The following is a 20,179-nucleotide window of genomic DNA, read 5'->3' as shown; positions in this document are numbered from 1 at the left end:
GAGCCGCGCGCCACGGGGAACAACCCCCGGCATGGACACCGCGATCACCTTCGGCGTGGACGGTGCGACGCGCCGTCTCACCGTGGACACCCGGACGACACTGCTCGACGCGTTGCGCGACCGGCTCGGCGTCACCAGTCCGAAGAAGGGGTGTGACCACGGCCAGTGCGGTGCCTGCACGGTGCTGCTCGACGGGCGGCGCGTGCTCTCCTGCCTGACGCTGGCGGCCACCGTGACCGGCGAGGTCACCACTGCCGACGGGCTCGCGAGCGGCGACGAGCCGCACCCGGTGCAGGCGGCGTTCATCGAACGCGACGCCTTCCAGTGCGGCTACTGCACGCCCGGCCAGATCTGCTCCGCGGTCGGCGTGCTCGCCGAGCTGGACGCCGGCTGGCCGAGCCACGCGACCGCCGACCTCGGCACGCGACCGGAGCCGACCGAGGAGGAGATCCGCGAACGGATGGCCGGGAACCTCTGCCGATGCGGGGCCTACCGCAACATCGTGCCGGCGGTCGAGCAGGCGGCGAGGGCGGCGCGATGAGGCCGTTCACGCTCACGGCGCCGACGGACCCGGCGGAGGCCGTCCGGCTCGTCGCCTCGGCGCAGGACGCGGTGTTCCTCGGTGGTGGCACCAACCTCGTCGACCACCTCAAGCTCGGTGTCACGGCCCCTGGCGCGCTCGTCGACGTCACCCACGCCACCTCGGCCGAGATCACCGACCTGCCGGACGGCGGGCTGCGGATCGGCGCCGCCGTGCGCAACAGCGACCTCGCCGCCGACCAGAGGGCCCGCGAACGCTATCCGGTGCTGGTGGCCGCGATCCTGGCCGGTGCGTCCGGTCAGCTGCGGAACATGGCCACGGTCGGCGGCAACCCCCTGCAACGCACCCGCTGCGTCTACTTCCAGGACGTGACGACCCCGTGCAACAAGCGCGAGCCGGGCTCCGGGTGCGGCGCGCTGGGCGGGTACACGCGCCACCACGCCATCCTCGGCGCGTCCGAACACTGCGTGGCCACCCACCCTTCGGACCTGGCCGTCGCACTCGCCGCTCTCGACGCGACCGTGCACGTGCTCGGCCCGGACGGCGAACGCACGCTCCCGTTCACCGAGCTGCACCGCCTGCCCGGCGACGCGCCGGAAGGGGACACGACGCTCGCGCACGGCGAGCTGATCACCGCGATCGACGTGCCGGCGTTGCCGATGGCGCGGCGGTCGGTGTACCGGAAGGTGCGTGACCGCGCGTCGTTCGCGTTCGCCCTGGTCAGTGTGGCCGCCGCGGTCGAGGTCGCGGACGGGCGGGTGCGGGACGTCCGCATCGCGCTCGGCGGGGTGGCGCACAAGCCGTGGCGGGCACGCCGCGCCGAGGCCGCACTGCGCGGTGCGCGGCCGACCGCGGAGGCGTTCGAGGCGGCGGCCGTCGAGGAGCTGGCCGACGCCCGCCCGGTCGAGGGGCTCGAGGGCGGCAACGCCTTCAAGGTCCGGCTCGCCACCAGGACGCTGGTCGCCGCGCTGCGGGACCTGACAGACCGGGGAGAAGCGCGATGACGACCACCGACCCCCGGCTCCGGCCCGTCGCGATCGGCCGGGCACTCCACCGCAGGGACGGCCTCGACAAGGTCACCGGCCGCGCCCGCTACGCCTACGAGACCGAGGCCGACACGGTGTCGTACGCCTGCCTGGTGCAGGCGACCATCGCGCTCGGCCGCGTCGAGGCCGTGGACACCACCACGGCCACCGACCTGCCGGGCGTGCGCATGGTCCTCACCCCGTTCGACGCCGAGACCCTGACCGACACGACCGGCGAGCTGGCCGTCCTGCAGCGGCCCGACGTCGCCTTCCGCGGCCAGGTCGTCGGCCTCGCCGTGGCCGACACCGCGGAGACCGCGACACGGGCCGCCGACCTCGTGCGGGTCACCTACGCGACCGAACCGCACGACGTGACGCTGTCCGCCGACCGCACGGACCTGTACGCGCCCGAGAAGGTGAACCCGGCCTTCGAGACCGACACCTCCACCGGTGACATGGCGGCGGCGATGGCGAACGCGGACGTCACGGTCGAGCAGACCTACACCACCGCGATGTACCACAACAACCCGCTCGAACCACACGCCACGACCGCGCACTGGGACGGCGAACGGCTCACGCTGTGGGACTCGACGCAGGGCGTGCACCCGACCCGGTCCGCGATCGCCGAGCTGTTCGGGCTCGACCCCGAGAACGTGCGGGTGATCTGCCCGTACGTCGGCGGTGGGTTCGGGTCGAAGGGCCAGCCGCACGTGCACGTCGTCCTCGCCGCCATGGCCGCCCGCGCCAACCCCGGCCGCCACGTCAGGCTCGCGCTGACCCGCCAGCAGATGTTCGCCCTCGCGGGCTACCGGACCCCGACGATCCAGCGGATGCGCCTGGCGGCCGACCGGTCGGGCCGGCTGTCCGGCATCGCGATCGACGTGGTGGAGCAGACCTCGAAGGTCGAGGAGTTCGCCGAGCAGACCGGCGTGCCCACCCGCATGATGTACGCGTCGCCCAACCGGGTCACCACCCACCGGCTCGCCGCGCTCGACGTCCCCGTGCCGTCCTGGATGCGTGCGCCGGGCGAGTGTCCCGGCATGTTCGGGCCCGAGGTGGCGTTGGACGAGCTGGCCGAGGCCCTCGGCATGGACCCGGTCGAGCTGCGGATCCGCAACGAGCCCGAGACCGATCCGGAGAGCGGCAAACCCTTCTCCAGCCGCGACCTCGTCGGCTGCCTGCGTGAGGGTGCCGCGCGGTTCGGCTGGGCCGACCGGGACCCGCGTCCCCGCGTCCGGGAGCGGGACGGCTGGCTCGTCGGCACCGGCGTCGCGTCGTCGGTGTACCCGGTCAACCGGATGCCCGAGTCCACCGCGACCATCCGGGTCGACGGGGACCGCTACGTCGTCGAGATCGGCGCGGCGGACCTGGGCACCGGCACGTGGACCACGCTCGCGCAGATCGCCGCGGACGCGCTCGGGGTGGGTGTCGAGGACGTGACGATGGACATCGGCGACACCCGCCTGCCGAACGCGTCGGTGGCCGGCGGGTCCTCCGGGATGACGACGTGGGGCTCGGCCGTGGTGTCGGCGGCGGAGGCGTTCCGCGAGAAGTACGGCCCCGAGCCACCCGACGGCGCGACGGCCGACGGCCACGTCGAGGAGAACCCGGCGGAGGACCGCTTCGCCATGTACGCGTTCGGCGCCCAGTTCGTTGAGGCGCACGTGCACCGCGACACCGGCGAGATCCGGGTGCCGCGCCTGCTCGGCGTGTTCGCGGCCGGCCGGATCATCAACCCGCGCACCGCGCGGTCGCAGTTCGTCGGCGGCATGACCATGGGCCTGTCCATGGCGCTGCACGAACAGAGCGTGCTCGACCCGCGGTTCGGCCACGTCGTGAACCACGACCTTGCCGAGTACCACATCGCCACCTGCGCCGACGTCGCCGACATCGACGCCGTCTGGCTCGACGAGGACGACCCGCACGTGAACCCCGTCGGCAGCAAGGGAATCGGCGAGATCGGCATCGTGGGCACCGCCGCCGCGGTCGCGAACGCGGTGTACCACGCGACCGGCGTGCGGGTTCGCAACCTGCCGGTCACGCTCGACAAGGTGCTCTCAGCGCTGTGAGATCCACGGAGGCACGACGGATGGCGACCGGCCGATGAGCACGGACGTGGTGACGAAGAAGATCGAGACGCGGATACCGGCACGGCTCGACCGCCTGCCGTGGTCACGTTTCCACTGGCGTGTCCTCATCGGACTCGGGACGGTGTGGATACTCGACGGGCTCGAGGTGACCATCGTCGGATCGGTGTCGGCCCGGCTGTCCGAACAGGGCAGCGGCATCGCGATCACCACGGGCGACATCGGTGTGGCGGCGGCGTTCTACGTGCTCGGCGCGTGCCTCGGCGCCCTGTTCTTCGGGCAGCTCACCGACCGCTTCGGCCGCAAGAAGCTCTTCATCATCACGCTCGCGGTCTACATCGCCGCCACCGTGGCGACCGCGTTCTCCTTCTCCCCCGTCTACTTCTTCATCGCGCGGCTGGCGACCGGCGCCGGCATCGGTGGTGAGTACGCGGCCATCAACTCGGCGATCGACGAGCTCATCCCGGCCCGGCTGCGGGGCCGGGTCGACCTGGTGATCAACGGGACGTACTGGGCGGGCGCGGCGGCCGGCGCCGGACTGGCCATCCTCTTGCTGGACACCAGCATCTTCCCCGCGGACATCGGCTGGCGGCTCGCGTTCGCGATCGGCGCGCTGCTCGGGCTCGTGATCCTCGTCGTGCGCCGGCACGTGCCGGAGAGCCCGAGGTGGTTGTTCATCCACGGCCAGGAGGACGAGGCCGAGAGGATCGTCACCGGCATCGAGGACGACATCTCGGCGCGCTCGGGCACGAAGCTACCGGAACCCGACTCCGCGATCACCGTCCGCCAACGCCGCACGATCCCCTTCAGGACGATCGCCCACACCGCGTTCACCCGCTACCCCAAGCGAACCGCCCTCGGGCTCGCACTGTTCGTCGGGCAGGCGTTCGTCTACAACGGGATCACGTTCAACCTCGGCACCTTGTTCAGCGACTTCTACGGTGTCGGGTCGGGAATGGTGCCGCTGTTCATCGTCTGCTACGCCCTGGGCAACTTCCTCGGCCCGGTCCTGCTCGGCAGGCTGTTCGACACCGTGGGCCGTCGTCCGATGATCTCGACGACCTACCTCGGCTCCGCGGTGCTGGTGGTTCCCCTGACGTGGTTGTTCGTCACCGGGACCGGTGGTGTGTGGGTGTTCCTCGGCGTGCTCATGGCGACGTTCTTCCTCGCGTCGGCAGGCGCCAGCTCGGCGTACCTGACGGTCAGCGAGATCTTCCCGATGGAGACGAGGGCGTTGGCGATCGCGTTCTTCTACGCGATCGGCACCGGCGCGGGCGGCATCGTGGGCCCGTTGCTGTTCGGGCAGCTCGCCGCCAGCGGCGACCGGGGCACGGTCGGGCTCGGCTTCGCGATCGCCGCGGTCGTGATGGCCGTCGGCGGCGTCGCGGAGCTGCTGTTCGGGATCAAGGCCGAACAGGCACCGCTGGAGGACATCGCGAAACCGCTCACCGCGGAGGACGGCTGACCGCGCGGAGCGTGGCGGCGGTGGCCGGGCAGGCGGCTGCGCTCGTCCGCAACAGGGCGAAGACACGACGGGTCGGCATCCGGATGAGCGGTACGAAGCGGACAGAGGCCGGTATCGGGGTCGGCCCCATGGGGCCGGTCGTGGAGCCGTGGCCGGAACATTCACGTTGCCCACGGAGAGTGAGGCAGCCGTCACGTTGACGGCAGGGGCCGGAGTGGGATTCTTGTTGCCGTGCAGGGCACCACCCGATCCCGGCAGGCCGACCCTTTCCGGTTGCTCCTGGTCGAGGACGACAGTGAGCTCGTGGAGCTGCTTTGCGCCGCGTTGCGCGACGAGGGCTACACCGTGGACGTCGCCCTGGACGGTCAGCGGGGCCTGCACCTCGGGCTCACCCGCCCCTACGACGTCGTGGTCATCGACCGTGGGCTGCCCGCCCTCGACGGGCTCGACCTGTTGGTACGGCTGCGGTCGAGGGCCGTGCGGGCACGGGCGTTGATCCTCACCGCGCTGGGTACCGTGCACGACCGGATCGACGGCCTCGACGCGGGCGCGGACGACTACCTGGTGAAGCCGTTCGACCTCGACGAGCTGAGCGCGCGGCTGCGTGCGTTGTGCAGGCGCGCCCTCGAACTGACCGATGTGCTGAGGATCGGCGCGGGCCAACTCGATGTGGGGCAGCGCGAGGCAGTGCTGCCCGACGGTGCCAGGGTGCCGCTCTCGTCCAGGGAGTTCGCGCTGCTGCGGGTGCTCGCGACCCACCCGGACACGGTGCACACGCGGACGTCGTTGCGGCGGACGGTGTTCCGCGACGCGGCCGCGCCATCGATCGTGGACACCTACGTGTACTACCTGCGTGCCAAGCTCGGCCGCACGGTGGTGCGCACGGTGAAGGGACTCGGTTACCGGTTGGGGGAGTTGTGAACCGTTCGTGGGCCGAGGCGGAGCGGGTGGTGATCCGGCGGGCACGCCTGCGGGTCAGCGTGTTGGTCGGGCTGGCGATCACGCTCCTGGTGGTGGTCGTCGGCGGGATCGCGTATGCGGTGATGGTGCACGCGCAGGACACGCAGGTCGCCCGTGAGCTGGAGTACAACGCCGAGCACGGGACCCCCGCCACCCCGCCGGGGTGCACCTGGCTGTTCGCGCTGGACAACGGTGTGGTCGACGGCGGCGTGCTGCCGGCGCCCCAGGGGTTTCCACTGCGTTCCGACCTCGACGCCGTGCGGGCCACGGGCAGAACGGTGGAGCGGACCGTCGAGCGCAACGGCACGGAGTACCTGGTGCTCACCCGGGCCGGCCCCGGTGACAGCACCGTGCAGGCGGTGTTCGACACCCGCTACCAGATCGCGGACCGGCAACACCTCCTGCTGGCACTGGTGATCGCGGAGGTCGGTGGTCTGCTGGCGGCGGCCATCACCGGGCTCCTGGTCGGCAGGCGGGCGGTCGCGCCGCTGGCGGAAGCACTGGCCAGGCAGCGGCGGTTCGTCACCGACGCGAGCCACGAGCTGCGGACACCGATCGCGCGAGCGCACACGAGGGCCCAGCTGCTCGCGCGGCGAGCCGCGGCGGCTCACCTGCCCGAGGACCACCGGCAGGGGCTCGACAAGCTCGCCGGCTCGATCGGCGGGCTCGCGGACGTGGTCGAGGACCTGCTGCTGTCGGCGCGGCTGTCCGAGGAGGCCGGGCGTCTCGACGGACGCGCCGTCGACCTGGCCGGTGTGGCGGAGGCCGCGGTGGCGACGGAGGCCGACCGGGCGGGTGAACGGCACGTGACGCTGTCCGTCGACCCCTCGGCCGGGCCGATGGTCGTCACAGGCGTCGAGACGGCGTTGCGGCGTGCGGTGGACGAGCTGCTGGCGAACGCGGTGCGCCACACCCCGCACGGCCGGATCGACGTGCGCATCGGGCGCACGGCGGACGGGTTCGTGGAGCTCACCGTGGTGGACACCGGCGAGGGCTTCGACCCGGTGGACGCGGAACGGCTGTTCGACCGGTTCCACCGGGGGCCCGGCGAGCCGGAGCGCCGGTTCGGGCTGGGGCTCGCACTGCTGCGCGAGGTCGTGACGAGCCACGGCGGCACGGTCGAGGCGAGCGGACGGCCGGGCGGCGGCGCCCGGTTCACGATGAGGTTGCCGGCGTCGGCGTCCCGCGCCGAGGCCGTGCCGGAGGTCGGCACCCGGGTCAGGACCGCGTCCCCGTGACCAGGTCGGCCGCGAGGCGCACGTCGGCGTCGAGCGGTCGGTCCGGGTCGACCGGCGCGATGGCGTCGGCGAGCGTGTCGAACAGTGCGGCACACGCCGCCGCGGTCGGCTGGCGCCCGCCCACGTGGACGGCCTGGCGCAGCCCGAGTGCGAGGGAGCCACACAGCAGCCGCAGCAGCTCGGCGCTGTCGTACGCGCGCAGTGCGGCCTGGGTGCCGAACGGCACGACGTCCTGGTTGTGCAGGTTGGTCGGCAGGCTCTGGGTGCTCGCGGGCAGCACGGCACGCCGGATCTCGGCCACCAACGCGGTCGTCGCGAGCTGCACGCCCTGCAGCCCGTGCTGCCGGCCGGGGCCCGCGGCGAGCATGGGCGGCAGCCCGGTGTTGCGCGTCGGGTCGACGAGCAGGTCGAGCTGGCGCTCGGCGAGGTTGCCGAGCGACGCGGTCACCATCGCGAGCACGTCGGCCGCGTAGGCCGCCGGCTGGCCGAAGAAGTTGCCGCCGTGTGCGACGAGGTCCTCGCCCGGGAAGAACAGCGGGTTGTCGCTGACGCCACCGAGGTCCGCGGCCACCACGCCGTCCACGTACCGCAGTGCGTCCTCCGCGGCGCCGAGCAGCTGCGGGGCACACCGGATGCTGTAGGGCTCCTGCAACGGACGCGCGCCGCTCGGCACGGTGCCCGCGATCACCGCACGCATCCGCTCGGCGACGTCGGTCGCGCCCGCGTGGCCGTACGCGGTGATCAGGCGGGCGTCGAGGAACCCCGGATCGCTGCCGAGGATGTCGGCGAGCAGGCAGGTGAGGTCGCCGAGTGCGCGGTGTGCGGCCCGGACGCTGTCGAGTGCGAGCCCCGTGGCCGCCGTCGTCAGCGACGTGCCGTTGACCAGCGCCAGCGCGTCGCGGCCGTCGAGGATGAGCGGGACGAGGCCTGCGCGGTCGAGTGCCTGCGCGGCCGGGAGCCGCTCGCCGTCGACGTAGGCGTGGCCGCGGCCGCGCAGTGCCTGTGCGGCGTAGGCGAGCGGGATGAGGTCACCGCTCGCACCGACGGAACCGTAACGCGGGACCGCGGGGACGAACGTCGTCGCGAACATCGCCGCCAGACCGTCCACCACGTGCCACGAGACACCGGAGACGCCCCGCGCGAGCGACCACGTGCGGACCAGCAGCGCCGCGCGGGTGATGTCGGCGGGCAGGTCCGGGCCCTGGCCCGCGCCGAGGTGCGCGAGCGTGTTGTCGCACTGGTCGGCCTCCTGCGCACGGCCCGCGAAGCCGACCAGCGCGCCGAAACCGGTCTTCGCGCCGTACACCGGCCGGTCGTTGTCGGCCAGCACGGACCGCAGGTACTCACGGCCGCGATCCACCCGCGCGCGTACCTCCTCGCCTGCCAGGACGGGTAGCGGGGTGGCCGCGCGGCGCAGGTCGTCGCGGCGCAACGCGGCCGCGAGGTCGACTGGAGCGGCGGTCGATACGGTTGTGGGCACGGCACTGACCGTAGGCGGCCGATCTCAGAGTGTTCTGAGATCGGGTGGGTAGCTTCCGACCACATGGCGCACGACTACCTGATCATCGGGGCCGGGCCCGCGGGGCTGCAGCTCGCCGCGCTGGCCGAACGCGACGGTCGCGACTACGCCGTGCTCGAACGCGGCGCCGGGCCGGGAACCTTCTTCTCCCGCTACCCGCGACACCGCACCCTCATCTCGATCAACAAGGTGCACACCGGGTACGCCGACCCGGAGCAGCGGATGCGCATGGACTGGAACTCCCTGCTGTCCGACGATCCCGAGCTGCTCTTCACCCGCTACAGCCCCCGGTACTTCCCCCACGCCGACGACATGGTGCGCTACCTCGCCGACTTCGCCTCGGCCACCGGGGTCCGGGTGCACTACGACACCGAGGTCACGCGGATCTCCCGCGACGACGACGGGTTCGCCGTCACCGACCACGGTGGACGGACCCGACGGGCGGCCCGTGTCGTCGTGGCCACCGGCGTCTCCCGGTTGCACGTACCGCCGATCCCCGGCATCGAGCACGCCGAACGCTACGACACCTTCGACACCGACCCCGCGACCTACACCGACCAGCGGGTACTGGTCATCGGCAAGGGCAACTCCGGCTTCGAGACCGCCGACGCGCTCGTCGAGCACGCCGCGGTGATCCACCTCGCGGGCCCGCACTCGGTGAAGCTCGCCTGGCAGACCCACTACGTCGGACACCTGCGCGCGGTGAACAACAACTTCCTCGACACCTACCAGCTCAAGTCGGAGAACGCCGTGCTGGACGGCACGGTCGAGCGCATCGAACCCCGCGCGGGCGGCGGATTCCGGGTCCTGTTCCGCTACGCCCGCACGGTGGAGAAGCTGCGGGAGCTGGAGTACGACCGGATCATCGCGTGCACCGGGTTCCGGTTCGACGCCTCGGTGTTCGACGACAGCGCCCGCCCCGCACTGGTGATCGACGACCGGTTCCCCGAGCAGACCCCGGCCTACGAGTCGACCACGGTGCCCGGCCTCTACTTCGCGGGCACCCTCACCCAGCAGCGCGACTTCAAGAAGTCCACCAACGGGTTCATCCACGGCTTCCGCTACGGAGCCCGCGCGCTGCACCGGATCCTCGCGGCCCGCCACCACGACACCCCGTGGCCGTCGACCGTGCTGGACCCGGCGCCGGACGCGATCGCCGACGCGATCGTGGCCAGGGTGAACCGGTCCTCCGCGCTGTGGCAGCAGTTCGCGGTCATCGGCGACGTCGTGACCGTCTCCGGCGGGTCCGCCCACTACGAGGAGGAGGTGCCGGTGGCCTACGTCGCCGACGGCGGCCTCGGGCCCGCCGAGCACCGGTTCGTCGCGACGCTGGAGTACGGGCCCGACCACGACACCGTGGACCCGTTCGACATCTCCATCCCGCGCGTCGCGGAGAACGACGCGGCGAACGCGCACGACGCGAGCTACCTGCACCCGGTGGTGCGCCACTACCGGGACGGCACGCTCGCCGCGACCCACCACCTCGCCGAGAACCTCGAGAACCACTGGGACCTGCCTACCGTGCACCAGCAGCCGCTGGCCGTGTTCGTGAAGGAATGCCTTGCCGGGGCCTGAGACCGGCCCGTTCCCGGGGGCGGTGCTCGACGCGCTCGGGAACGGGGGCGACCGGCCGGTGTTCGAACACGGCGACCGCGTGGTCACCGGCGCGGAGCTGCTGGACCTCGTCGACCGGATCGCGGCCGGGCTCCGGGCACACGAGGTCGGCCCCGGCGACGGGGTCGCGCTCCTGCTGGGGGTCCACCCGGAGGCGTTCGCCGCCATCCTCGCCGCGCACGCCGTGGGGGCCAGGGTGGTCGGCGTGCGGCCGGGCCTGCCGGACGCGCAGGTGCGCCACCTCCTCGGGCTCGACATCACCGCGGTCGTCAGCGACCGTGACAGCGGGGGCGCCCTCACCGTCGGCGCCCTGTGCGCGACGGCGGCCGGTCCGACGCGGCTCGACGGCCGGGCGCAGGACGTGGCGCGGCTGATCCACACCAGCGGCAGCACCGGTGTCCCCAAGGCGTGTGCGCAGACCTACGGCGCGATGGCGGCGGCGTGGACCGCGCGCCCGGACGCGTGGCCGCACGCGATCCGGGAGCTGGCGTCCCGGCTGGACCGCTACCTCGTGTTCGGGTCGCTGTCGAGCCAGGTGATGTTCGAGTACGCCGTGCTCACCGTCGTCTCGGGCGGGACCGTGGTCGTCGCCGACCGGCCCGCGCTGCCGGACGCGATCACCCGCCACCGCGCGTCGGCGAGCGTGGTCACCGTGCCACGCCTGGCGAAGCTCGTCGCCGCGCAGCGCCGTACTCCCGCGGACCTCTCGACGTTGCGTGCGCTGATGGTGTCCGGGTCGCCGCTCTCGGCCGACCGCCACCGCGAGGCCCTCGACGTGCTGGGGCCGGTCGTGTTCCACGGCTACGGCCAGACCGAGACCGGCACGATCGCCATGGCCACCCCGCACGACCCGCCCGGGTCGGTCGGCGTCCCGCCCACCTCGGTCGACGTGGAGGTGCGTGACGCCCGAGGACGTCCCGTCCCGGTGGGGACCGACGGCGAGCTGTTCGTCCGCACCCCCGCCCAGGCGGCCCGCTACTGGGACGACCCGGCGAGGTCGGCCGAGGTGTTCGCGGACGGCTGGGTGCGCACCCGCGACCTCGGCCACCTCGACGGCGCCGGCCGCCTGTACCTGACGGGCCGCACCCGTGACGTCGTGATCGTGAACGCCAACCTCCACTACGCCGGGCCGATCGAGCGGGTCATCGCGGAGCACCCGGACGTGGCCGAGGCGTACGTGGTCGCCGCGCCGGACGAGGACACCGGCGAGGCCGTGCACGCGTTCGTGGTGCCCGCCCCCGGCCGGACCCCCGACCCGGCGGCGCTGCGTGCCCTCGTCACCGCCCGGCTCGGTCCGGCGTGCGCGCCGGTGCGGGTGACCGCCATCGCGGAGGCGCCGGTCGCGCCGAGCGGCAAGCCCGACAAGCGGCTGCTGCCGTCCCTTCCAAGACGTGAGGAGCTAGTGGTGTCCAGCGAGGTTTCGACGGAGTGTCTCGTCATCGGCGCGGGCCCGGCCGGTCTGCAGGCGTCCTACCTGCTCTCCCGGGCGGGCCGGGACCACCTGGTGCTCGAGGCGGGCGACGTGCCCGGCGCGTTCTTCACCCGCTTCCCCCGCCACCGCACGCTGATCTCCATCAACAAGCCCAACACCGGCTGGACGGACCCGGAGCTGAACCTGCGGACCGACTGGAACTCGCTGCTCTGCGACGACCCGTCGCTGCTGTTCACCGCCTACACCCCGCGCTACTTCCCGGCGGCGGAGGACATGGTGCGCTACCTGTCCGACTTCGCCACCAAGCACGACCTGCCGATCCGGTACGGCACGCGCGTCGAGTCGGTCGCGAGGCCGGACGACTTCGTGGTGCGCGACCAGCGCGGCGACACCTACCGGGCACGAAGGATCATCGTGGCGACCGGCGTGTCGAAGCCGTACGTGCCCGACATCGAGGGGGTCGAGCACGCCGAGCGGTACGACGAGGTCTCGGTCGACCCCGCCGACTTCACCGGGCAGCGGGTGCTGATCATCGGGCGCGGCAACTCCGCGTTCGAGACCGCGGACAACCTCGTCGAGACCGCCGCCGTCATCCACGTCGCCGGGCCCGGCTCGCTGAAGTTCGCGTGGCAGACCCATTTCGTCGGGCACCTGCGCGCGGTGAACAACAACTTCCTCGACACCTACCAGCTCAAGTCCCAGAACGCGTTGCTGGACGGCAGGATCGTGAGCATCCGGCGCGACGGCGACTCCTACCTCGTGCCGGTCAGCTTCGCGCGGGTCGCCGAACGGGTCAAGGAGATCCGCTACGACCGCGTGATCCTCGCGACCGGGTTCCGTTTCGACGCCTCGATCTTCGCGCCCGACTGCCGGCCCGCGCTGACGATCAGGGACCGGTTCCCCGACCAGACCCCGGCCTGGGAGTCGGTGAACGTGCCCGACCTGTTCTTCGCGGGCACCATCACGCAGGGAAGGGACTTCAAGAAGTCCACGAGCGGTTTCATCCACGGCTTCCGCTACGGAGTGCGTGCACTGCACCGGATTCTCGAACACCGCTACCACGACGTGCCGTGGCCGCACCGGCAGCTCGACCCCACCCCCGACGGGGTGGCCGACGCCGTCGTCGAGCGTGTCAACCGTACTTCCGCGCTGTGGCAGCTCTTCGCGTTCATGGCCGACGCGGTGCTCGTCTCGCGGGACGGGACCATCCGCTACGCCGAGGAGGTGCCGGTGGCGCACCTGCACGAGGCGGTCGGGCGCGGCGACTTCGGCGACGTCGACTCGTACCTGGCGGTGACGCTGGAGTACGGCGCCGACCACGACCGCGTCGACCCGTTCGACATCAGCGGCGGCCGGATGTCCCAGGAGGACACCAGCGGGCTGGACGGCCGCTACCTCCACCCCGTGGTGCGCCACTTCCGCGACGGGGAACTTCTCGGCGAGCACCACCTCACCGAGAACCTGGAGAACGAGTGGGACAGCGAGGACGTGCACCGCACGCCGCTGCTGGCGTTCCTGCGCACCCAGCTCGCGCGGACCACCGTGGGCACCCCGTGAACACCGTTCTCGCCGAGCTGCACGACAAGGCCCGCGCCGCGCTCGACCCCGTGCACTACGACTACTACGCGGGCGGTGCGGGCGAGGAGGTCGTGCTCGGCGAGAACGAGGCCGCGTTCCGGCGGCTCGCCCTGCTGCCGAGGGTGTTGCGGGGTGCCGCGACCCGCGACCTCGGCGTCGACCTGCCCGGCGGACACCTCGGCATGCCGCTCCTCGTCGCGCCGACCGCGTTCCACCGCCTCGCCCACCCCGACGGTGAGCTGGCCACGGCACGTGCCGTGGCGGCGGCGGGCACGGTCCTCGTGTCCGGCATGGCGGCCACGGTGGCGATCGGCGAGGTGGTGGCCGCCGCCCGCGCCGTCGACCCGGCCGCGTCGGTCTGGTTCCAGCTCTACCCGCAGACCGACGACGACGTGACGGCGTGCCTGGTGCGGCGGGCCGAGGACGCGGGCTGCGCGGCCGTCGTGGTGACCGCCGACTCACCCGTCTTCGGCAGGCACCGCCGCGACGCCGAGCACGGCTTCCACGACCTGCCACCGGGTCTCGCGGCGGAGAACATGCGCGACCTGCCCGGCGGGCCGCTCGGCGGCACGCTCGACATCGGGATGTCACCGACGGTTTCCTGGCGCCACCTCGACCTGCTGCGTGAGCTGACGTCACTTCCCCTGTGGCTCAAGGGAGTGCTCCACCCCGAGGACGCGGTGCTCGCGGTCGACCACAGGGTGGCGGGGATCGTGGTGTCCAACCACGGCGGCCGGCAGTCCGACCTCGCGCCCGCGGCGGTCGAGGCACTGCCGGCCGTGGTGGACGCGGTCGAGGGGCGGGTGCCGGTGGTGCTCGACGGCGGGGTGCGCGGGGGCGGCGACGTGGCCGTGGCGCTGGCACTCGGCGCCGCGGCGGTCGGGGTCGGCAGACCGGTGCTGTGGGGGCTCGCCGCGGACGGCGAGGCCGGTGTGGCGCGGGTGCTCGACGCCCTGCGCGACGAGTTCGACCACGTCCTGGCGTTGTGCGGCGGCCGGGGCCTCGCCGACCTGACCCGCGACCTGGTCGTCACCCGTGGGACGGGGGTGACGGGCCGGTGCGGGTGATCCCGCTGCTCACCGCCGCCGCGGTGCTGACCGCGCCGCGCTGGCTGCCCGCGCGGGTGGTCGCGCTGCGTGCCAGGGTGTTCCAGAAGGTCAACGGGGACGACGCGATCACGTTCCCCAACGAGGCCGTCGGCCCGGAACGCTTCCGCGAGGTCTACGGCCACCCGGCCGCGAACGGCCGCAGCAGGGGCGCCGGGCTCTCCGACCTGTTCTGGTACTGGCTCTCCCCCGGCCCGGAGGTGCACCAGGAGCACCTGGAGCCGGGCCCGCGCTACGACGACGTGGCACACACGACCCTCGCGCTGCTGTCCGGCACGAGCGAGGCACTGTCGGCCGCCGCGGCCCGCTGCGCCGGGCGGGTGCTCGACGAGCTGGTCACCGGGCGCGTGACGCTGGTGCGGCTGCGTGACCTGATGATGCCGGTGTGGGCGGAGTACTTCCACGAGCTGGTGTTCGGTGAGCCCTGCCCCCGCGGCGCGCGGGACCTGATCGTCGGCCACGCCGACGACGTCGTGACCTCGTTGAAGTGCACCGGGCTCCGCCACCCGGCGCGGCGGGCCCGGCTGACCCGCTACCTCGCCCGCCGGGTCGCCGCAGGCGACGTGCGCCGGCCGCTGCCCGCGAGCCTGTCCCCCACCGAGCAGGTGCACTACCTGCAGGGCACGTTCTTCAACACCGCCGTCGTGCAGATGTCCGAGGCGATGGCGCACCTGCTGCTCGTGCTCGCCCAGCACCCCGACGTGGCCGGGCGAGCGCTGCGTGACGACCGGTACTTCGCGCACGTCCTCGACGAGACGATGCGGCTCTACCCGCTGTTCGGCATCGCGCACCGGATCACGACCGGCGACATCGCACTGGACGAGCGGACCACGATCCCGCCCGGCACGGTGCTGTGCTTCAGCTATCCCGTCTACCACAGCAGCGGTCACACCCATCCCGACGTGTTCGACCCGGACCGCTGGACACGCGTGTCGGCCAGGAACGCGCACCACATCCCGTTCGGCGTCGCCGCCAACCGGCCCTGTCCCGCGTGGCGGCTGTCCCCGCTCGCGCTGCGGGCGGCGACCCGTGAGGTGCTGGCCCGCGTCACCCTCCACTCCACGGTCGCGCACACGCGCTCGCTGCCAAGCAGGGGGCCGTGCCTGCTCGTCCGGGCCGGTGCGCCGCTGCCCGCGTGGCGGCTGGCCGTGTTCGGCGCGGCACTGCGCGTGCGGGACCGGTGGGAGGACGTGTGGCTCAGCCTCGTCCAGCTCGTCCTCGGCACCTGGATGGTCATCGACGCCCGCAGGCTGCGCATGGCGGGCCGCTACTTCGACGCCCACGACACGCAGGGCTGCCCTGTGCGCCGCGAGACCCTGGAGGTCGCCAAGTGAACCAGATCGAGTTCGCGTTGAAGGTGTTCGGCGCGCTGGCGGTGGTCCTCGCCGCGACCACGCTGTGCGGGCGCCTGATCATGCTCGTCGGACAGCCGAGGGTGGTCGGCGAGATGGTCGCCGGCGTGCTGCTCGGCCCCGCGCTGCTGGGTGCGGTGGCGCCCGACGTGCAGGCACAGCTGTTCCCCGCCGACGTCAAGGGCGTGCTCTACGTGCTGAGCACGATCGGGCTCACGTTCTACATGTTCCTGGTCGGTGCGTCGCTCGACCACGGGCTCACCGGCGGGCGGAACATGCGGCGGGCGTCGGTGCTCGCGGTGTCGGGCATCGTGCCGACCTTCCTGTTGGGCGCGGCCGTGGCGGCGCCCTTCTTCGGCAGCCTCAGCCCGAAAGGGACGAGCATCTGGGTGTACATGCTGTTCGTCGGCGGCGCGCTGTCGATCACGGCGTTCCCGATGCTGGCCAGGATCCTGCAGGAGCGCGGCATAGCGAACACCCCGATCGGCGGCCTGACCCTGGTCGCGGCGGCCATCGACGACGCGGTGGCGTGGGGCATCCTCGCGGTGATCATCGCGGTCGGGTCGGCGGGCAGCCCGCTGGACGCGCTGGACACGGTGGCGGGGGCCGCGGTGTTCGCGGTGCTGATGCTCACCGTCGGGCGCAGGCTGCTGGGCAGGCTGGGCGAGCGGGTGGAGCGCCAGGGCGTGATGACCAGGGACGTGATGGCGCTGATCCTGTTCCTGGTGCTGGTGGCGGGGTGGTTCACCGACTACATCGGCGTGTTCTCGGTGTTCGGCGGGTTCATCATGGGCCTCGCGATGCCGCAGTCGCCGACGGTGCGCCGAGAGCTGGAGACCCGGCTGACGGACCTGAACTCGATCCTGCTGCTGCCGGTCTTCTTCGCCTTCACCGGTCTCAACACCCAGGTGTCCGGTTTCGGCGCGGGTGGTGCGCTGTGGGTGCCCCTCGCGGCGATCATGCTGGCGGCCTTCGCGGGCAAGTACCTCGGGTGCGCGTCCGTGGTGCGCCTGCAGGGTTTCTCGTGGCGTTACGCGTCGGCGGTGGGCGGCCTGATGAACGCGCGGGGGCTGATGATCCTGATCTTCATCAACATCGGGCTCGCCCACGACATGGTGACCCCGGAGCTGTTCGCGATCCTCGTCCTCGTGGCGATCGTGACCACCGCCGCGGCAATGCCGATCTACCGGAAGTCCCTGCCGGACGGCCTCGACCGCGAGGCGTTGGACACCCCGGCCGCGCCCCCACCGGTTCCGACAGGCGTGCCGAACACCCGTTGACGCCGGTCTCCGGCGTGGTTCGGTTTGTTCCTCGTGGCGGCGGTTACCCCTGCGTGCGCACCCCACCGCACGCACGGAGGACCGATGAGAAACCGATCACCCAGGCCGCCCAAGGGACCGACCGACCTCGACCGCGGCTCGTGGTGGCAGGTGGTCAAGCGGACCGTGCGGGAGTTCAACGAGGACAACCTCACCGACTGGGCCGCCGCGCTCACCTACTACAGCGTGTTGTCGATCTTCCCCGGCCTGCTGGTCGTGGTCTCCTTACTCGGCCTCTTCGGACAGTCCACGATCGACAAGGTGGTCAGTGACATCGGCGGTGCCGCACCGGACGCCGTGCGTGACCTCCTCGTCAACGCGACGCACAACCTGCAGCACTCGCAGAACACGGCAGGCGTGCTCGCCATCGTCGGCCTGGCGGGCGGTCTGTGGTCGGCGTCCAACTACGTCGGCGCGTTCATGCGTGCCTCCAACGCGATCTACGACGTGCCGGAGGGGCGGCCCGTCTGGAAGACGGTCCCGATCCGGCTCGGGGTCACGATCGTCGTCGCGATCCTGCTCACCGCGAGCGTGCTCATCGTCGTGCTCACCGGCGGCGTCGCCGAGTACGTCGGCGACCTCGTCGGGATGGGGTCGACGGCGGTCACCGTGTGGAACATCGTCAAGTGGCCGGTGCTGGTGATCATCATCAGCCAGATCCTCGCCCTGCTGTACTGGGCGACGCCCAACGCGAAACAGGCCGGTGTCCGCTGGGTCAGCCCCGGCGGCATCCTTGCCGTCGTCCTGTGGGGCGCGGCCTCGGCGGGTTTCGCCTTCTACGTGGCCAACTTCTCGTCGTACAACAAGACCTACGGCAGCCTCGCCGGGGTCGTGATCTTCCTGGTGTGGCTGTGGATCTCCAACATCGCCGTGCTGCTGGGTGCCGAGTTCGACGCGGAGCTGCACCGCGGCCGCGCCATCGAGGCCGGTCACCCCGAGGACGACGAGCCCTTCGTCGGCCTGCGCGACGACCGCGCCCTGGACGACGACGAGCGGGACGCCGCGACCCGCGAGCGATGAGCTGGGGTTCTCCCCAGTCCCGTGCGCCTACGGTTTCCGTCATGGCCACACAGGTTTCGATCACCGACGCGCTGAGCGGGTACGTGCGGGAGATGTCCCTCCGCGAGGACGCCGTGCTCGCCGAGCTTCGCGAGCTGACCGCCGAGCTGCCCGCCGGGGCGGCACAGCAGGTCTCTCCCGAGGAAGGGCAGCTGCTGGGCCTGCTGGCGGGGCTGGTGCGGGCCAGGACGGTGGTCGAGATCGGCACCTACACCGGGTACGCCACGCTGTGCCTCGCGCGGGCCGTGGGCGCCGGTGGCCGGGTGATCACCTGCGACATCACCTCGCGGTGGCTCGACCTCGGCAGGCCGTTCTGGGCGAGAGCCGGTGTGGCGGAACGGATCGACGTGCGGATCGCACCCGCCGCGCGCACCCTCGCGGACATCGCACCTGGCTCGGTCGACCTCGTGTTCGTCGACGCCGACAAGACGGGCTACCCGCTCTACTACGAGGCCGCGCTCGAGCTGATCCACGACGACGGGCTCGTGGTGGTGGACAACACTCTGTACTTCGGGCGGGTCGCGGACCCCGGCGCGCTGGACCCGGACACCGTGGCGGTGCGGGCGTTCAACGAGGCGCTGCTCGCCGACGAGCGGGTGGACATCTCCCTGCTGCCGGTGGCCGACGGCGTCACGCTGGTCCGCAAGGCCGGTTAGCACCGCTGCCCGCCCGGCGCGTCGCACGCGACCGGACGGGCAGGGAGTCGTCGGCGGACAACGTCATGCGGGGAACCGGGTCACTCGGCGAACGACGTGCGGTCGGTCCACGAGTAGACCGGGAGCGTCTCCCCGTCCACCACGCGGGTCTCGCCGTTGGCGGTGTAGTGCTCGTGGCCCGCGGCGTAGGCGATCTTCACCTTCTCGCCCGAGGGTGGGGTGTCGTGGACGTACTCGGTGTCGGACAGGGCCTCGGGGCCACCGGTCAGCACCACTCTGAGGAATCGGGTCACGGTGATCACCTTTCCCATCGCCGTTCTCACACCATCTACTTCGCCACCCGGCCTACTTCAGGAACTCCGGCAGGACCCGGGGAGGCCAGGAGCCGACCCCGAAGATCCCCATGGAGTAGGCCTTCGACACCAGCGCCGGGCGGTTCTTCACCTTCAGCTTCCGCAGCAGCGCGGAGACGTGGTACTCGACGCCGCCCCTGCTGAGGTAGAGCATCGACGCGAGCTGCACGGTCGACACCCCCGCCGCGACACCCTCGAGGATGCGCGCGTCCATGTCGGTCAGCAGCTTCGTGTGCCTGGCGGCCAGGCAGCTGTCCCGGCTCGCCGCGTCCGGCCGGACCAGCACCACGAGGCTCTCCACCGGGCCGGACTCCGGGTGGACCGCGAAGCCGGTCAGCTCCCCGGTCATCGCGGTGTCGCCGGGGCGCAGCGCCACCACCTGCTCGGCGAACCGCCGCCGCTGGTTGTCGGCGAGGCGGACCAGCTGCTGGTCGACCTTCTCCCGCACGCTCGGGTGCAGCAGCCCGCAGAAGTCACGGCCGTACACCTCGGCGGGCGAACGGCCGAACTGTCGCAGGAAGTCGGCGTTGGCCGCCACGACGCGCAGCGTCCGGTCGAGGTGGGCGACGCACATCCCGGAGCGTTCGAAGAACGAGCGGAACACGTCGCGGTCGCTCGCCGAGCGGGCGGGATCGAAGGTTTCCTCGAGATCGTCGATCGTCAGGTCCGCCATGTCGATGCTCATGGGACGACCACCTCCTATCCACGGTGATAGTTGTTCCGAAAAGGAAACCGGCGCTTTGGCCGAACTTTCGACCTGCGAAACCCTTGGTTTGGATGCTATTTCACGAAGACCACCCAAAGCAACAGAACAACAACCAATCGGACTTAAGGCTGTGGTCGCGGGTTCGGGTGGTTCGGACATACCGGGTCCG

General features: G+C 72.0%; 16 protein-coding genes. 13 read left to right on the top strand and 3 right to left on the bottom strand.

Features of this window, described 5'->3' with window-relative positions:
* The first annotated feature begins 31 nt into the window (after positions 1–31).
* From CLV71_RS25110 to CLV71_RS25085, 6 genes are all read left to right on the top strand, one after another.
* Positions 32–541 carry a (2Fe-2S)-binding protein gene (locus CLV71_RS25110; protein WP_133905273.1) on the top strand — a complete coding sequence of 170 codons (510 nt, stop codon included), beginning with the start codon at positions 32–34 and terminating at the stop codon, positions 539–541.
* A complete protein-coding gene (locus tag CLV71_RS25105; protein ID WP_133905272.1) occupies positions 538–1,545 on the top strand; it encodes an FAD binding domain-containing protein in 1,008 nt (335 codons plus the stop codon). The genes CLV71_RS25110 and CLV71_RS25105 overlap by 4 nt, the downstream gene beginning before the upstream one ends.
* Positions 1,542–3,635 carry a xanthine dehydrogenase family protein molybdopterin-binding subunit gene (locus CLV71_RS25100; protein WP_133905271.1) on the top strand — a complete coding sequence of 698 codons (2,094 nt, stop codon included), beginning with the start codon at positions 1,542–1,544 and terminating at the stop codon, positions 3,633–3,635. The genes CLV71_RS25105 and CLV71_RS25100 overlap by 4 nt, the downstream gene beginning before the upstream one ends.
* A 34-nt stretch (positions 3,636–3,669) precedes the next feature.
* Positions 3,670–5,118 carry an MFS transporter gene (locus CLV71_RS25095; RefSeq protein WP_133905270.1) on the top strand — a complete coding sequence of 483 codons (1,449 nt, stop codon included), beginning with the start codon at positions 3,670–3,672 and terminating at the stop codon, positions 5,116–5,118.
* Between the two features lie 273 nt (positions 5,119–5,391).
* Positions 5,392–6,039, top strand: coding sequence for a response regulator transcription factor (locus tag CLV71_RS25090; RefSeq protein ID WP_133905351.1), 648 nt, complete (start codon positions 5,392–5,394; stop codon positions 6,037–6,039).
* Positions 6,036–7,316, top strand: a complete 1,281-nt coding sequence (locus tag CLV71_RS25085; protein WP_208297740.1) for a sensor histidine kinase — start codon at positions 6,036–6,038, stop codon at positions 7,314–7,316. Before CLV71_RS25090 ends, CLV71_RS25085 begins: the two co-directional genes overlap by 4 nt.
* On the opposite strand, the gene CLV71_RS25080 is transcribed toward CLV71_RS25085, so the two are convergent.
* Positions 7,297–8,796 carry an aromatic amino acid ammonia-lyase gene (locus CLV71_RS25080; protein WP_208297739.1) on the bottom strand — a complete coding sequence of 500 codons (1,500 nt, stop codon included), beginning with the start codon at positions 8,794–8,796 and terminating at the stop codon, positions 7,297–7,299. The genes CLV71_RS25085 and CLV71_RS25080 overlap by 20 nt on opposite strands.
* A gap of 63 nt (positions 8,797–8,859) precedes the next feature.
* On the opposite strand from CLV71_RS25080, the gene CLV71_RS25075 reads away from it, so the two are divergent.
* From CLV71_RS25075 to CLV71_RS25040, 7 genes are all read left to right on the top strand, one after another.
* Positions 8,860–10,410: an FAD-dependent oxidoreductase gene (locus tag CLV71_RS25075; RefSeq protein ID WP_133905269.1), complete on the top strand. Its 1,551-nt coding sequence runs from the start codon at positions 8,860–8,862 to the stop codon at positions 10,408–10,410.
* Entirely contained in the window at positions 10,397–13,438 is a 3,042-nt protein-coding gene (locus tag CLV71_RS25065; RefSeq protein ID WP_243866689.1) for an AMP-binding protein, read from the top strand. Before CLV71_RS25075 ends, CLV71_RS25065 begins: the two co-directional genes overlap by 14 nt.
* Complete coding sequence (locus CLV71_RS25060; RefSeq protein ID WP_133905268.1) at positions 13,435–14,526, top strand: alpha-hydroxy acid oxidase; 1,092 nt, start codon at positions 13,435–13,437, stop codon at positions 14,524–14,526. Before CLV71_RS25065 ends, CLV71_RS25060 begins: the two co-directional genes overlap by 4 nt.
* Complete coding sequence (locus CLV71_RS25055) at positions 14,517–15,899, top strand: cytochrome P450 (protein ID WP_133905267.1); 1,383 nt, start codon at positions 14,517–14,519, stop codon at positions 15,897–15,899. Before CLV71_RS25060 ends, CLV71_RS25055 begins: the two co-directional genes overlap by 10 nt.
* Positions 15,896–17,197, top strand: a complete 1,302-nt coding sequence (locus CLV71_RS25050; protein WP_133905266.1) for a cation:proton antiporter domain-containing protein — start codon at positions 15,896–15,898, stop codon at positions 17,195–17,197. The genes CLV71_RS25055 and CLV71_RS25050 overlap by 4 nt, the downstream gene beginning before the upstream one ends.
* Before the next feature lie 84 nt (positions 17,198–17,281).
* On the top strand, positions 17,282–18,256 hold the full coding sequence (locus CLV71_RS25045; protein ID WP_133905265.1) for a YihY/virulence factor BrkB family protein: 975 nt from the start codon (positions 17,282–17,284) through the stop codon (positions 18,254–18,256).
* Positions 18,257–18,297: 41 nt separating this feature from the next.
* The gene (locus CLV71_RS25040) at positions 18,298–18,951 is read left to right on the top strand and encodes an O-methyltransferase (protein WP_133905264.1); all 654 of its coding nucleotides are present in this window, start codon (positions 18,298–18,300) and stop codon (positions 18,949–18,951) included.
* An 80-nt stretch (positions 18,952–19,031) separates the two neighbouring features.
* Here CLV71_RS25040 and CLV71_RS25035 read toward each other — a convergent pair whose 3' ends face one another.
* Positions 19,032–19,244: a DUF5988 family protein gene (locus CLV71_RS25035; protein ID WP_133905263.1), complete on the bottom strand. Its 213-nt coding sequence runs from the start codon at positions 19,242–19,244 to the stop codon at positions 19,032–19,034.
* Between the two features lie 52 nt (positions 19,245–19,296).
* Positions 19,297–19,989 carry a helix-turn-helix transcriptional regulator gene (locus CLV71_RS25030; protein ID WP_243866688.1) on the bottom strand — a complete coding sequence of 231 codons (693 nt, stop codon included), beginning with the start codon at positions 19,987–19,989 and terminating at the stop codon, positions 19,297–19,299.
* Between the last annotated feature and the right edge of the window lie 190 nt (positions 19,990–20,179).

It is taken from the genome of Actinophytocola oryzae, assembly GCF_004364325.1.
In the GTDB taxonomy this organism is placed as follows: Bacteria; Actinomycetota; Actinomycetes; order Mycobacteriales; family Pseudonocardiaceae; genus Actinophytocola; species Actinophytocola oryzae.
Note: the sequence above shows the minus strand (reverse complement) of the source record. Positions and strands in the feature narration are given on the sequence as shown.

What these genes read in the sequence shown, in the direction of transcription:
- CLV71_RS25110 (WP_133905273.1), top strand. Translation starts at nt 32, where the DNA reads ATGGACACCGCGATCACCTTCGGCGTGGACGGTGCGACGCGCCGTCTC.
- CLV71_RS25105 (WP_133905272.1), top strand. Translation starts at nt 538, where the DNA reads ATGAGGCCGTTCACGCTCACGGCGCCGACGGACCCGGCGGAGGCCGTC.
- CLV71_RS25100 (WP_133905271.1), top strand. Translation starts at nt 1,542, where the DNA reads ATGACGACCACCGACCCCCGGCTCCGGCCCGTCGCGATCGGCCGGGCA.
- CLV71_RS25095 (WP_133905270.1), top strand. Translation starts at nt 3,670, where the DNA reads ATGAGCACGGACGTGGTGACGAAGAAGATCGAGACGCGGATACCGGCA.
- CLV71_RS25075 (WP_133905269.1), top strand. Translation starts at nt 8,860, where the DNA reads ATGGCGCACGACTACCTGATCATCGGGGCCGGGCCCGCGGGGCTGCAG.
- CLV71_RS25045 (WP_133905265.1), top strand. Translation starts at nt 17,282, where the DNA reads ATGAGAAACCGATCACCCAGGCCGCCCAAGGGACCGACCGACCTCGAC.
- CLV71_RS25040 (WP_133905264.1), top strand. Translation starts at nt 18,298, where the DNA reads ATGGCCACACAGGTTTCGATCACCGACGCGCTGAGCGGGTACGTGCGG.
- CLV71_RS25030 (WP_243866688.1), bottom strand. Translation starts at nt 19,989, where the DNA reads ATGAGCATCGACATGGCGGACCTGACGATCGACGATCTCGAGGAAACC.